13 protein-coding genes are annotated in these 13739 nt (G+C 46.3%); 7 read left to right on the forward strand and 6 right to left on the reverse strand.

The features are described 5' to 3' along the window. Positions 1 to 16 precede the first annotated feature (16 nt). The 4 genes from TSUB_RS07725 (at position 17) to rmf (ending at position 4333) form a co-directional block, all read left to right on the forward strand. Entirely contained in the window at positions 17 to 265 is a 249-nt protein-coding gene (locus TSUB_RS07725; RefSeq protein ID WP_192867823.1) for a glutaredoxin family protein, read from the forward strand. Next, the gene (gene uup, locus TSUB_RS07730) at positions 243 to 2171 is read left to right on the forward strand and encodes an ATP-binding cassette ATPase Uup (RefSeq protein ID WP_087017687.1); all 1929 of its coding nucleotides are present in this window, start codon (positions 243 to 245) and stop codon (positions 2169 to 2171) included. Before TSUB_RS07725 ends, uup begins: the two co-directional genes overlap by 23 nt. Beyond that, complete coding sequence (locus TSUB_RS07735; protein ID WP_087017685.1) at positions 2171 to 3997, forward strand: DUF3466 family protein; 1827 nt, start codon at positions 2171 to 2173, stop codon at positions 3995 to 3997. Before uup ends, TSUB_RS07735 begins: the two co-directional genes overlap by 1 nt. A 162-nt stretch (positions 3998 to 4159) precedes the next feature. After that, entirely contained in the window at positions 4160 to 4333 is a 174-nt protein-coding gene (gene rmf / locus TSUB_RS07740) for a ribosome modulation factor (RefSeq protein WP_087017683.1), read from the forward strand. 287 nt (positions 4334 to 4620) lie between these two features. On the opposite strand, the gene fabA is transcribed toward rmf, so the two are convergent. Then, positions 4621 to 5136, reverse strand: a complete 516-nt coding sequence (gene fabA, locus TSUB_RS07745; RefSeq protein WP_192867822.1) for a bifunctional 3-hydroxydecanoyl-ACP dehydratase/trans-2-decenoyl-ACP isomerase — start codon at positions 5134 to 5136, stop codon at positions 4621 to 4623. Positions 5137 to 5208: 72 nt separating this feature from the next. After that, positions 5209 to 6858, reverse strand: coding sequence for a S16 family serine protease (locus TSUB_RS07750; protein ID WP_087017841.1), 1650 nt, complete (start codon positions 6856 to 6858; stop codon positions 5209 to 5211). 279 nt (positions 6859 to 7137) lie between these two features. On the opposite strand from TSUB_RS07750, the gene matP reads away from it, so the two are divergent. From matP to TSUB_RS07765, 3 genes are all read left to right on the forward strand, one after another. Next, entirely contained in the window at positions 7138 to 7584 is a 447-nt protein-coding gene (gene matP, locus TSUB_RS07755; RefSeq protein WP_087017679.1) for a macrodomain Ter protein MatP, read from the forward strand. A 2-nt stretch (positions 7585 to 7586) separates the two neighbouring features. Further along, positions 7587 to 7883 (forward strand): DUF3634 family protein, encoded by a 297-nt coding sequence (locus tag TSUB_RS07760; RefSeq protein WP_087017677.1) that lies wholly within the window; start codon positions 7587 to 7589, stop codon positions 7881 to 7883. A 158-nt stretch (positions 7884 to 8041) separates the two neighbouring features. Further along, positions 8042 to 8752, forward strand: coding sequence for a PilZ domain-containing protein (locus tag TSUB_RS07765; protein ID WP_159064811.1), 711 nt, complete (start codon positions 8042 to 8044; stop codon positions 8750 to 8752). Here the strand turns inward: TSUB_RS07765 and TSUB_RS07770 are convergent. The 4 genes from TSUB_RS07770 to TSUB_RS07785 form a co-directional block, all read right to left on the reverse strand. Beyond that, positions 8749 to 10167: a GGDEF domain-containing protein gene (locus TSUB_RS07770; RefSeq protein ID WP_087017673.1), complete on the reverse strand. Its 1419-nt coding sequence runs from the start codon at positions 10165 to 10167 to the stop codon at positions 8749 to 8751. The genes TSUB_RS07765 and TSUB_RS07770 overlap by 4 nt on opposite strands. Positions 10168 to 10374: 207 nt before the next feature. Then, positions 10375 to 10716 carry a hypothetical protein gene (locus TSUB_RS07775; RefSeq protein ID WP_087017671.1) on the reverse strand — a complete coding sequence of 114 codons (342 nt, stop codon included), beginning with the start codon at positions 10714 to 10716 and terminating at the stop codon, positions 10375 to 10377. 18 nt (positions 10717 to 10734) lie between these two features. After that, entirely contained in the window at positions 10735 to 12261 is a 1527-nt protein-coding gene (locus tag TSUB_RS07780) for a phospholipase D-like domain-containing protein (RefSeq protein WP_221274572.1), read from the reverse strand. Positions 12262 to 12498: 237 nt separating this feature from the next. Next, on the reverse strand, positions 12499 to 13488 hold the full coding sequence (locus tag TSUB_RS07785; protein WP_087017668.1) for a sensor domain-containing diguanylate cyclase: 990 nt from the start codon (positions 13486 to 13488) through the stop codon (positions 12499 to 12501). Between the last annotated feature and the right edge of the window lie 251 nt (positions 13489 to 13739).

The raw sequence follows: 13739 nt of genomic DNA on the forward strand, positions 1-13739 counted from the left end.
TGATTAGGTTTAAAGGATTATGATTCTATACAGCACGGAAGGCTGTCATCTCTGTGAGGAGGCGTATGTGCTCCTCACTCAACTCGGTGTCTCAGATCAGGTCTCAATCGTTGATATTGCATTTGATGAGGCACTCTTTTCACGTTACGGGGTCACAATCCCTGTTCTCAAGCTTGAAAATAAAGACGCTGAGCTGAATTGGCCATTTGATTTGGCGACGTTAACAGATTGGTTAGATAAACATGGCATTAGTAACGATCAGTAACGCCCAGTTGGCGTTTGGTGATAACCCGCTTCTCGATCGCGCAGAATTTATTCTACAATCGGGTGAGCGTGTTTGTTTGGTGGGCCGCAATGGTGCGGGGAAATCCACATTAATGAAAGTACTGGATGGGCAGGTACAGCTCGATGACGGTACGCTTCAGTTTATGCAAGAGCTGCGTGTCTCGCGGCTTGAACAAGATCCGCCTCGCGATGCGTCGGGGACAGTGTTTGAGTTTGTTTCAGAAGGCTTGGCCGATGTCGGTAAACTACTGAATCAGTACCATCAAATGCTTGATAAAGTCGCACACGATGCGTCTGAGAGTAATTTTGCCAAGTTGGCAAAGTTGCAAGAACAGATTGATTTGGCGGATGCGTGGCGAACAGACACTAAGATTGCGTCAGTCCTTGAAGATTTGAATCTGGACGGCGCGACACAATTGGCCAGTCTTTCTGGTGGTTGGCAGCGCAAGGCTGCACTGGCGAAAGCACTCGCTTGCGACCCTGACGTGTTGTTGCTCGATGAGCCAACTAACCACTTGGACGTGACCACGATTGAATGGCTAGAGCGCTACCTAAAAGACTTCAAAGGCGCAATTGTGTTTATTTCTCACGACCGTGCCTTTATTCAGTCGATGTCTACTCGTATTGTTGACCTAGACCGAGGCAAGTTAAGCTCATGGCCGGGTGATTATCAAAAGTACCTTGATGGTAAAGAAGAAGCACTTCGTGTAGAAGCCGAGCAAAATGCCGAATTTGACAAAAAGCTGGCTCAGGAAGAGACCTGGATCCGTCAAGGGATAAAAGCGCGCCGTACCCGCAATGAAGGGCGAGTGAGGGCGTTGAAACAGCTGCGTCGAGAGCGTAGTGAGCGACGTGAAGTGATGGGGAAAGCGAACATCAATCTCGATACTTCATCGCGCTCTGGCAAGATTGTGTTTGAAGCGGAAAATATTCACTATTGTTTCGGTGACAAAAATATTGTCAGTGATTTTAGCTTTACGATTATGCGTGGCGATAAGATCGCGCTTATTGGACCGAATGGTTGCGGTAAAAGTACGGTGCTTAAGCTGCTGCTTGATGAACTTAAACCTATGGAAGGTAAGTTACACTGCGGTACCAAGCTAGAGGTGGCGTACTTTGACCAGTATCGCGAAGTGCTAGATCCTGAAAAGAGTGTCATGGATAACTTGGCCGACGGTAAACAAGAAGTGACCGTCGCTGGACGTACGCGACATGCGTTAGGGTATCTTCAGGACTTCCTGTTTCACCCCAAGCGAGCTCGGACACCAGTAAAAGCCTTGTCCGGCGGCGAAAAAAACCGCTTGTTGCTTGCCAAGCTTTTCCTCAAACCGTGTAACTTATTAGTACTCGATGAACCAACGAACGATCTGGACATCGAAACCTTGGAACTTTTAGAAGAATTGCTTGCCAACTATGAGGGCACATTGCTGTTAGTCAGCCATGACCGTCATTTTGTCGATAATACTGTGACCACATCCTGGATTTTTGAAGGAAATGGGCAGATTGATGAGTATGTTGGTGGTTATCATGACGCTCAACATCAACGCGCTAATTCAGCGGCGATGCAGGCCAAACTCGAAGCAGAGCGGATTGAAAAGAAACGCCTTTCTGAAGAGAAAAAAGCGGCAAAGCAGACCGAGAAAAAAACGAATAGCAAGCGACTGTCTTACAAACTACAACGTGAGTTAGAGAGTCTGCCAGAAAAAATTGAACAACTTGAACATGAAATTGCGAAGTTGCAGGAAGATATCAACGATCCTGCCTTTTTCCAACAGAATGATGATGTTACCAAAGCGACGTTGTCACGTTTAAACGATGCGGAACAAGAGTTCGAAATCGCTTTTGAGCGTTGGGAAGAGTTAGAAGCAATGCAAAAGGGACAATAATGCGAAAAATTGATGGCTTTAAGCTAAGTGTATTGACAGTAAGTATTGCCGCAGCTGCACAAGCGAATGCCGCGCTGTATCAAATCGAAGAAGTGACAGACATGCCAGCCAGCACTTATGCGCGCGCTGTCTCTGAATACGCTAATGCCGATTTGAACTGTTTTGATACTACAGCGAATTGTGCGGTAGCCGATACACAGGTCGCGGGTGAAACCTTGTTAGGTCGCATGGGTGAACCGTATCGTGATGAAGTGCCTTATATGGGGTTCTTCCGCAACGATATTGATGAGAGCGATGATCTACGTCGCTACTGTTATGACTTCCTTGGCTACAGTACTTGTGACTCTTGGGGGGACTCAGAGTGGTCAGCCATTGCAAGAGAGCGTGCGGGTTGGGGATCTGGATACAAAGCGAATTCCACCGCGATTAATAACGGCACTGTGCTTGATTTAAGCGCAATGACAGGTGACGCTGATGGGTCAACGGTTAACTCTGTCGTCAATACATTTGCCTCTGACGGTACCATTATTGGTTCTACCAGTGCGGGCTTTATAGAGAACAATAATGGCGCATACCCTCGTCAGTTCCGCAAGCGTGGCTTTGTGTATGATGGTGGAACGGTCACAGAGTTGAAGCCGCTGGCTGATATTAACGAAGTTATTGATACTCATGGCCAAACCAGTGCTTTTGATACGGTTGATTTTGGCGGCCAGCGCTTAGTCGGTGGGTCGAGTGCCAGTGTTGTCTTTGGGTCCAATTACTCATCGGATAAAACAGGTGCTCACAGTTGTACCGTAGGTACAGACAGCGAAGCCTGTAATAACTTATCGTTTGCGACGCAAGCCGTTGTTTGGGATCAAGCGGGGACAGCTTACCCAATGGTTTCCGGGTGGATTGGTGGTGGATCATGGCTAAATGACCATCGTGCCCGCCAAGCGTCACTGCGTGGTTTCGAGATCGTCGATACCGGCAACGGGGACGGTGCTCAACCGTATGGTGTGGGTTATTCTTCGCAGTGGATCAATGCTAACGGCATTGCGATGGCGGCACGCGCCGTGGTTTTTGTACCAAAAGAGGGCGGTGTCGATATCGCGGACCTTGAAAACCCTCAATGGGAGTTGAGAACGATTCCGGGCTTGGAGCTGATTTCGGACGGTACCGCAGTTCGCCTGTTTACCAGCGCAGTTGATGTCAACCAAAGTGGCTTAGTGATTGGCCATGCCAAGAACGAAGTGGCGCAGTCACGTATCTTCCCGCATAAGAGTTTCGTCTACGACGTTAAGGCGAACAATACGGTTTTATTCGAAAGTTTAAACGGGATGTTCAGTAATGTGCACACGTTTGCGTCTTCTATTAACAACCACAGTGAGATTGTTGGTTGGACAGACGTTGAAATCGTCAATGAAATCTCAGGTCGCCAGCGTCGTCAGCGAGGCTTCATCTATCTTCATGGTGATGAGTCACGTAACCTAGCAAAGTTTAATAATAATCGTGGCTGGTTGTTAGATGATCTGACTTATAACTCAGGCGATGGTGCAGGCACACCATCTAACCAGTACCGTATCGCGCAGGCACACGACATTAATGACGCAGGCGTTATTTCAGCGACGGCGCTGAAGTGTGAAGGTGGCTATGATTCAGTGGCTTCGAATGCAACGTGTTCAGGGACTGAAACGCTGGTGGCCGTGAAGTTGATGCCAAATCCAGAAGGTGAGCCTGCGAGCCGCCCTCAGGAGTCGACTAACGTTGAGCGCAAGGGTGGTAGCTTCGGCTGGTTGGGCCTCTCTCTACTGGCCTTGATGGGGTTACGCAAGCGTCGTCAATAAGAAAGATCGAGATTTTCGCTCCTGTTCACAATTTAACCGGTAGGGCGAAAATCTCATTGCGATCTCTTCGCATTTCGTCAATTCTTACTGAGGAGTCATAAAAACTCCATCATTACGTCATAGTAATGAAGCACCACACATTGTAAGGATGAGGAACGAACTATGAAGAGACAAAAGCGGGATCGTCTAGAACGTGCGCAAAAGAGTGGATACCAAGCTGGTATTAATGGTCGCTCTCAAGAAAGTTGTCCGTATCAAACCTTAGATACCCGTACTCAATGGCTTGGTGGCTGGCGGGATGCCAGAGAAGATATACAAACCGGTCTCTACAAATAACACCCTTCGATTTAAGGATAAAGCCCCCCAAAAAGGGGCTTTTTCATTACCATTCTAACGCACTATAACTAATGAGCTTTATCTGTTTTTAAACTTTCGGGTCAAAGCTCACGATGAATTACTCATCGCAATGATTTATAGCTTTTCAAAGCAGAGAGCGTAGGAGCATCACGTAGCTAGCAACTGGCAAGAGAAAAGGGGATTTATCGAAGGGATTTGAGGGTGATAACACGGTCTAAAAACAAAAAACCACCCAGAGGGTGGCTTTTGTCACTATTCTAATCGACTTAGAAAGTAGAGGTATCGGTGAAAAGACCTACTTTAAGATCTTTTGCAACGTAAATTTCTTTACCATCAACAAGGACACGACCGTCAGCCACACCCATGATGAGTTTGCGGTTGATGAGACGCTTTAGGTTGATTTCATAAGTGACTTTCTTCGCGTCTGGTAGGATTTGACCAGTGAACTTGACTTCACCAACACCGAGTGCACGACCTTTGCCCGCACCGCCATTCCAACCAAGGAAGAAGCCTACAAGCTGCCACATGGCATCAAGTCCAAGACAGCCCGGCATAACTGGATCGTTTTGGAAGTGACAATCGAAGAACCATAGATCAGGCTTGATATCGAGTTCTGCGTGGATGAAACCTTTACCGTACTCACCACCTTCGTCGGTGATTTTGACAATACGATCCATCATCAGCATATTGTCTGACGGTAATTGAGGACGACCCGGGCCAAATAATTCTCCAGTGCCCGCAGCAACGAGGTCCTCGTATTCAAATGATTGACGTTTCATCAGCATAGTTCTTCTAACAGCTCCTTATTGTGGTGCAGCCAATTTAGCGAACACGTGTACGCTAAACAACTCGGATCAGTTCTGGACAAACCAGTTAAGTATTCGACTTATAAGCCCTCTTGGCGGTAAATCGTCTCCATGAAATTCGTCGATTCGTTGGCCAATTTTGTTAAGCAGCGTCTCTTGATCTCGCTCACCATCAAAAGGCACTTCTGTAAGCAGAGGTAGGGCTTGGTGGACATCTTCAACAGGCCAAAGATGGAATTGACCTTCTTTAATCGCATTCATCACCTCGTCATTGAGGCACAAGTTGACGATATTGGCTTGCGGAAGAATCACGCCTTGTTCGCCTGTCAGGCCGCGATGAGAACAGACGTGGAAGAAGCCTTCAATTTTTTCGTTGATGCCGCCAACCGCTTGGACACGGCCAAATTGGTCTACGGCACCGGTGACCGCGATCTGTTGATTGATTTCCACTTTACTCAATGCGCTGACAAAGGCGCATAATTCCGCCAAAGACGCACTGTCGCCGTCGACTTCGCAGTATGACTGTTCAAATACGATGGAAGCGGAGTAAGGCAATGGTTGATTAAGATCGAGCGCTGCACTTACAAAGGCTTGCATAATCATCATGCCTTTGGCGTGAATGTTCCCTGCCATATCTGCTTTTCGTTCCACATCGGCAATGTCGCCATCACCAAAGTGAACCACACAGGAAATACGCGAAGGCTCGCCATACGATTTGGGATGGCCTGACATCTCGACCACGGTGAGGCCATTTACTTGGCCAACTTCTTTGCCTTTACAGTCGATGATGACGTGTCCACCGTGAATATCTTCCAACGCACGGTTAGGTAAATACGATTCTCGGAACTCGATAGCAGCGCGACTCAATTGTATTGCGTCTTTGGTGATCGCATCCCCGTTGGCTTCTAGTGCCGCTTCTGTCAGTACGCCTACATGCCAGAGAGGACAAAGCGGCAGTTTATCATGCTCTTCGGCTTCACGAGCGCCTGCGCGAAACAGTGCAGGCCAGGCGTCATCGGCCATCTTCGGAAGATTTAAGCGTTCACACCAATCGGTGACCATACTGGTATAGGCGTTAAGCATGCCTTCATGGAGCTCAACATCTTGCTCATACTCGCCATAGATCCAAAGGCCAGAAAAGACGTCAGGCTCTCCGGCTTCAATATCAGCCATCGAAGTACGATCACCGTAAACCACCAGCTTAATATTGAGAGACGCAGGCTCGGGCAAGGGGAGTTGCTTTTTATTGTCGATTGCACGCCATGCCAGCTTCTCACCAGCGACGACGGCTTTGATCTCTGGCCAAAGTGATGCATTAGCGAGCAATTGAGTCGCAGGGATTAACAAGATGCCATTGTCCGCATCGTGCAAGAACCCCGGTTTTTTGTGTGTATCACCTTGTGCATCTTGATAGCAGTAACCCAGCATACTCTGCGCATTAAAAGTAGAAGGCGCGATGATATTGCACACGTCCTTTGCTTTGATCATTGCGATTAACTCATCACGGTAAAGCATGTTTTCCTGAGAAGTGATGCGAAGAATGCGAGGCTGATGGGTGAAACGAACAAAGCGGCTGATGGCGTCACTCAAACGAGGTTGCAGTTCCTCACGAAAAGAGGACGAATAAGCGAGTTGAGAAAGCGGAGATTCAAATCGAGCGTAATCTGGTTCGAACTGCAACCAGTGTTGGTTTTGCATAATGAGTAAGGCCATCAGTAATAGGGATAAAAGGAGTCGATTATATACACATACGAGTAAAAATGCAGGTTTAAGTCAGGTTGGCGATGTTACTTAGCTCAATTTGTGTAAAAAAAAGCCTCAAGCGTGAAAATGCGTACTGGTTCCAGCAATTTGTCGTTAATTCACAGAGTTGCGGATTGACCCCGCATTCGGGCCACGTTGATATTGTCACTCCACTTGGTAATGCATTACACTGTCACCGAGACTCAGCAAACGACAAAATGGAACTCCGCCAACATGAAATATCAACAGCTTGAAAACCTCGAAGCCGGCTGGAAATGGAAATACTTAGTGAAAAAGTATCGTGACGGTGAAAAGGTGACTCGCTATATCGACACAAGTGAAGATAAAGCAGCTGTTGAGCAACTTTTGGCGTTAGAGCATGAACCAACGCTCGTGTTAGAGTGGATCGATGCCAACATGGCCGAGCCGTTAGAAAATAAGCTTAAGCAAGCGATTCGTGCGAAGCGCAAGCGTCACTTTAATGCCGAGCAGGAGCATACCCGCAAGAAATCGATAGACCTTGACTACAAAGTTTGGAAGATGCTCGCCGACAAGTCGATGGAAATGGGCTCGACGCTTTCGGAAACCATCGAATATCTACTGACTGAATCTAACCGTGCCTCTCAGCGTGTCTCCGATATTCGTAATGATCTCAGTGAACTTCTCAACATGGATGATTGATTATGCTTTACGTATTGTTACTGGCCATTGCGGTCTGTGTCTTTGTTTTTATAGACCGTCCGATTATTGCAATGTGGTTTAAAGATGGGGATATCACTAAGTCCAAAGGGAATATCCCTCACGGTTTTTTGCATGACTGCAAAGAGATCGGCCACAAACAGCCTTTTTCTGGTTCGATTAAGGTGTATAAAAACCGCTTTACAACCAAACTCGTGTTTTCTAAATCGGTGCCTGCTAAAGTGAAGCAGCGCATTCGTAACGTTTTTCCGCATCAAGCCAAGTTAAAAGCGCGTAAATAAACCATCATCAAAACGTTATGTCTCAAAAGTGTTTGCCATTTTTGGGACTAACCAATCATTTTCTTAGCATATTCTGATACTTATTGACCAATCTACGTTTGCGTACAGAATTCGATACTGCTAGCCTGAAAGCTGTTTTTATTTATGGGATAGCTTGTGTGTCTGAATCTGCGGTCAACGTCAACATTGAAGACGATCTCCGTTATCTGCGTGGAGCAGAAGCTTTTAAACTCGTCTCGCTTTCGGCTGAAGTGACGCTGTCTATTACTACCGCGCTCGGAAAAAAGATACGTTGTAAATCTCGCCTCACAGGCTGTGACTTTGGTAATCATATCTTTCTTGCCTCTCCGGATATTTCTCCTCGCGATAAACGTTACTTCTTGAATGCGGGGTATTGGGTCCAAGTGGATACCATCTGTGATCGGGGTGAAGGCGCTAGGCTCTCATTCAAATCACGTATCACTCGCTACGTTGATGAGTTGGACCTACTTGCGATTGAGTTGCCATATACGGTGACAATGAAGACCTTGCGCAGTGAGTCTCGTTATGCCACGTCGATTAAAGGTGTTGTGGCAAACAGTGACAAGAAAGTGCCTATGCTCATTACTGATTTATCCAAGCAAGGATGTGGCTTAGCGCTGAATCGTTTGCATGATGTGCTTTCAGTAGAGCAGCAAGTAAAAATCCGGGTTAAGAATGACTTAACCAATCAAGTGTTTGTTTTAAGTGGCGAAGTGAAAAATAGAACGTTAGGCAGTGGTGATATACGTGTTGGCGTAAAGTTCAATGACAAAAGCGCTGATGGCGTGCGTCAACTCATGTCACAGCTTACTTACAATGGCGATGCGCTTGTCTTTGCCGCTAGTTAAACGCGAGAAGCAAAAGACTCCGGCGCGATAACAACACGGTTTTTCCCTGAAGACTTCGCGCTGTAGAGCGCTTTATCTGCCGCGTTGAGGATCTCTTCTGCTTCCAGCCCCGGTCGGTATTGTGCAATGCCGATACTCACACTCGACGTAACGTCACATTCTTCTTCGGCTCGGTGAGAAAAGGTTTCCCGAATCAGATCTGTTGTCAGCATTGCATCATCGATGGAGGAGTATGGCATCAGTACAATGAACTCCTCGCCACCAAGACGCGCTGCGGTGTCTTTTGCTCGGCAAGCATCCCGCATGGTTCGAGCAAGCGTTTTAAGCACAATATCCCCTTTAGCATGGCCGTAGGTATCATTTAGCTGCTTAAAGTTATCGATATCGAATGCCGCTAAAACGTATACATGGTGATGGTTCTTTTCTGCGCGCAAATGTTCATCGTGCAGGATTGAGAAGAAGGCACGTCGATTTTGTAGTCGCGTCAAGGAATCGAATTGTGCTTCATATTGCCAATGGACTTTCGCTTTTTCTGTCTCGATGAGGTGGGCTTTTTGCAGCGTGATCCCGTACACGGCAATCGCACATGAGAAGACAAACGCCATCATTTCCGAGTTAGTCTCTACAGAACTCGAGGAAACCAGTGCGCCATGACCGTTGGCCGTAAGCAAAATAAAGCACAGCATCGTACCAGCACTAATGAGAGACGCTAACCAACCGTCCAACCGAAATGCCGCCATAACCAAGCAAGGTAGCACTAAGAAAGCGATCCAATCGTTACCCTCACTCATGCTGAACACTAAAATAGACGAAATCAACACGACAAGTATGGCGAGGTCGGTGAGTTGCGGGGTGATGTCGTCAGATCGTTTATGCCAATTGGCATAGCATTGATAGATGAGCAGAATACCCAAGCTGTCGGCAAGCACCAGCATACGCTGGGTTTCCAGTACTTCATTGAAATGAATGTAGCCACCAAAAAAAAGGTTCGCGCTGATGATGGAACTGGATAGTAAGGTAGGAAATAGGCAGCCGTATAGGCCAAGCTTAAACAGATCGTTGCTGTATTGGATGCCGTTGGGGAGCGACTTTTGCAGCATCTTCATACCCCAGACCGGCGCGAGTAGATCGCCGAACGCGGCGACAAAGGTGTGGAATACGCTATGTGAGATATCGTGGCCGATATGGAGTCCATTAAAATTAGCAAGAAAGCTCGCAAGAAAGATTACTGGTGCTGCTTTCAGTCCATGCCTTAAAAGCATGACTAAGCCGACGCCGCCAGGAAGCCAGATCATGGTGAGATTTTCTGGCTGCAGTGAGAATAAGTGCATACCAAATCGAGCGAGAATGAAATAGGCAATACCCATCATTACTATGCTCAGCCAAGGAGATTTGGCATCAGTTTTTGGAATCATGGCCTCAAATTCGTTGCAACGGGACGTCAAAAAATCAAAAAAATGTACCTATCAGTATGAGTGGTGTAAATGAAAAATGTGCAAATTGTCGATCCAGTCGATCAGTTTGATTGAATTTATATCGGTGTTGCAGTGTAACTGTCTGCCTAGTTATACATAGGAGACAGATCTTACGCTTAATGCTATCAGGGTATGAGTAGTACGCAGTTAATCTAATAGACCGTGAATGAGGCTGCCAACAGCTGCGTCCGGATGTGGGTCGGTGAGATAAATCGGCTTTTGTTTGGCGACAGCGTAACCGAGGTCAATGAGGACACTAGTACCTATGTAACCAGAAGGGTTTACGATAATGACAATGTCAGCATCATTGATGCGTTGAAAACAAGATTGCACCCCCGCCGCGATATCTGGATTGAAGGAAGGCACTGAAATCGCATTAAAACCCAGTTCGCGCAGTGTCGTCGCTGTTTCTAGCAATGCGTCGTTGAATTTAAAACTGCCACATAAGCAAACGTGGCTGCCTGAATCAATGTGTTGAAGAATATCCATTTCGCTTCCATTTCTTATTTACAGCTGAGATTCGATAGGGAGGTAGCCCATTAAACGATTAGAGACGCGTTTAATCCATGACGTATGCGGCTCTTTAGTGCAGGTCTGTTGGCCTCTTCGCCAGGATAAAGAGCCTTTTTCAATAGAGAGTTTAAACGCGCCGTTTCGAAGCGCGGCAACGAGCTTATCCGTGGTGTCAATGGCCAGTGCTGGGCAGTGTAATGTCACGCCAATTTCAGTGTTTTCAAAAAACGAACGCGGATCGAAATTGAAACTGCCGATAAAAGTGGCCGCTTGATCAAAAACAAAGAACTTCGCATGCAGACTGGAGCGAGAAGCAAACCACTTCGGTAGGGATTTACGCAGTTTTTCATTGGTGACACTGCCGTCAATTTCATAGAGATTAACTCCCGCCTTTAAAAGCGCTTTGCGATACTTCGCATAACCAGCATGCACAATGGGAACATCATTTGAGGCGAGAGAGTTGGTGACAATAATGACCTCGATCCCCTTTTCCGTTAAATGTTCAAAGAACGCCACCCCTTGTTCGCCTGGCACAAAATAGGGCGATACAATCACCAGCTGTTGTTCAATACTCTCAATTAAAGGCATTAATTGGGCTGATAACATGACATCTTCACGACATCGAGGTAACGAAACTTTGTAAACATCGTCCGCTTTCACTTCAGCGTTTGCCCAGTGAAAGCTGAGCTGCGAGAAATCATTCACGGCTAGAAAGGGGTTGCGAAAAAATGTTCGTAAGAATGAATTGTGGTTTTCGAGGTCAAGAAGTTGCTGATAGGCAGTGAATTTTGCCATTAACGCGGCATGGCTTCCTGCCTCTTTAATAACGTCACATATTGCCATAGCCCTTGAGCTGTTCCAGAAAGAATCAAAAGCCGTTGAAATATCATCCGCTGCTGGGTTGGTGACCAACACATCGAGATCATCGAACACAACGTTTGGATTCGCACCAAAGTACTCATCACCAATATTACGTCCACCGATAATAGAAACTTGGTTATCGGCCGTAAGGGATTTGTTGTGCATTCGGCGCGAGGTATTCCCGAACCCGAATAAAAGCTGAGTATAGAGATTCTGTTTTCGGCAAAACGCATTAAACAGCCGCACTTCAATATTTGGGTGGGCATGCAAGTGTATGATCGAATCATCAAGGCCTTGACTACCAAAATCGTCGATCAGGGCGCGAACACGCACACCACGCTCTGCGGCTTTAATCAGCTCCGCGGCAAGCAATTTACCCACCGTATCATTGCGATAAATGTAGTATTGCAGATCAATAGTAAACTCGGCATTGCGAATAAGGGCGATTCGCGCCGCCAGCGCATCAAAAGGATCATGTAGTAAACAGTGCCCGGTCAACGAATCTGCCTGATTGCCACGCTGCTTTTGAACTGCGTCTCTTAGTTTTCCCGCTTTGTCTGTAGGAATACAGTAAGACGTAACAGCATGATGAGCTTGCAACGGCTCACGGTGGCTGAATAGGGCGGTGATCAATTTCTCTGGCAAGGTTTGGCGGTTCATAGGCACTCGTCACTTAGGATCAAAGCATTATTAACCAAAAGTGTGGGCAAACCCTTGGTTTGGGTCAAAGTTCTGTCCTAGCGAGTACAATTAATTCACCCCAGTGATAGTTAATCATGAGTGGATGGGTAAGATAGCGGGCAAGTGACAATGAAGTCACGCATTTGTATGCGATGTTACGACGCAAGTGGATGAATTGTATTGATTCTGATCCGAGTTAACAGTGACGTACTTTGCTTAGTTGCTGACTGTGATTGTATCTCTACCAATCCTTTTAGATTCATACATAGCCTGATCAGCACGATAAATAAGAGACTTTAAAACAGGGGCAGGATCGATTGCCTCTGAACTGGTACTCAAAATCTTAATCTCTTCCAACAAAAAGTAACTAATACCAACGCTCACTGTCACATGCATTTTTCTGAGTTCTGCATTTGCAGAGATAGCGGATTTCGCACGCTCTAAGATCTTCAAAAAACAACCTTCAGATTTATCTAGCATTAATAACGCAAACTCATCACCGGCAAATCTAGATAGGTAGTCCGTATCTCGAACAGAGTTCTTGAGTGTTTGAGCAACTAACGTTAAGACGCGATCGCCATGAACATGCCCATAAGTGTCGTTAATGACTTTAAAATTATCTACATCAATGACTGCCATGCCAATCATGGCGCGATCGCAACCTGTCTTCTTCAGAGCGTCGCTCAAGCAATCGGAAAGGCCTTTGCGATTCAAAAGGCCGGTAAGATTATCATGTGTAACCATGTGTTGGAGCTGCTCATTTTTTCGCTCTAACTCAAGCTGCGTTCTTTTCAGCTCGGTAATGTCTGTATGAGCCCCAAACAACCGTATTACTTTACCATTCTCATCTCGAATTGCTTTTCCACGACATCTAACCCAAACAGTCGTGCCATTCTTATGTTTGTATCTTACTTCTTGATCGTACTTGTGGTTTGGATCTTCACAATGCAACAAAAAATTCTTTGTTGCTAACTTCAAATCATCCTGATTGATGAGCTCTTGCCATTCAGTGACGAGGTGGGCTTTGTCTGCGGGATCATAACCGAGAAGATGCCATAGCTCAGGGCTCATCCACTCGTTATTGCCTTCAACTACATCCCAATACCAAATCCCATCAAGTGAGCTTTCACAGATAAAGTCAAAGATTTCTGGGTTACTAGAGATAAGAGAATAAAGCTCTTCTTTCAGATAGTTCTCTTCAGCCATCTATACCACCTCAATCAACTCATGTGTACTATCAATAATAGAGCGTCCCCATGTCTTCTGGGGACTCTACAGAGGTCATCGATCTGATTTACCCCTTTGGGGCTAGATGTATCGTTTCTCTCACGACGATCAAACACGAGTAAACCGAGAGAGTGTGGTATCGCTGATTTGGATCTTAGAGGTAGAAAAGTGTTCCTAATGGATCAACAATATCTTTTTTTTAGCCCAGAGCTAAAAAATTTGTTAGAAGC

Source organism: Thaumasiovibrio subtropicus, assembly GCF_019703835.1.
GTDB lineage: Bacteria > Pseudomonadota > Gammaproteobacteria > Enterobacterales > Vibrionaceae > Thaumasiovibrio > Thaumasiovibrio subtropicus.

Coding starts and splice junctions, on each gene's coding strand:
- uup (WP_087017687.1), top strand. CDS start 243: ATGGCATTAGTAACGATCAGTAACGCCCAGTTGGCGTTTGGTGATAAC.
- TSUB_RS07735 (WP_087017685.1), top strand. CDS start 2,171: ATGCGAAAAATTGATGGCTTTAAGCTAAGTGTATTGACAGTAAGTATT.
- rmf (WP_087017683.1), top strand. CDS start 4,160: ATGAAGAGACAAAAGCGGGATCGTCTAGAACGTGCGCAAAAGAGTGGA.
- TSUB_RS07750 (WP_087017841.1), bottom strand. CDS start 6,858: ATGCAAAACCAACACTGGTTGCAGTTCGAACCAGATTACGCTCGATTT.
- matP (WP_087017679.1), top strand. CDS start 7,138: ATGAAATATCAACAGCTTGAAAACCTCGAAGCCGGCTGGAAATGGAAA.
- TSUB_RS07760 (WP_087017677.1), top strand. CDS start 7,587: ATGCTTTACGTATTGTTACTGGCCATTGCGGTCTGTGTCTTTGTTTTT.
- TSUB_RS07770 (WP_087017673.1), bottom strand. CDS start 10,167: ATGATTCCAAAAACTGATGCCAAATCTCCTTGGCTGAGCATAGTAATG.
- TSUB_RS07775 (WP_087017671.1), bottom strand. CDS start 10,716: ATGGATATTCTTCAACACATTGATTCAGGCAGCCACGTTTGCTTATGT.
- TSUB_RS07780 (WP_221274572.1), bottom strand. CDS start 12,261: ATGAACCGCCAAACCTTGCCAGAGAAATTGATCACCGCCCTATTCAGC.
- TSUB_RS07785 (WP_087017668.1), bottom strand. CDS start 13,488: ATGGCTGAAGAGAACTATCTGAAAGAAGAGCTTTATTCTCTTATCTCT.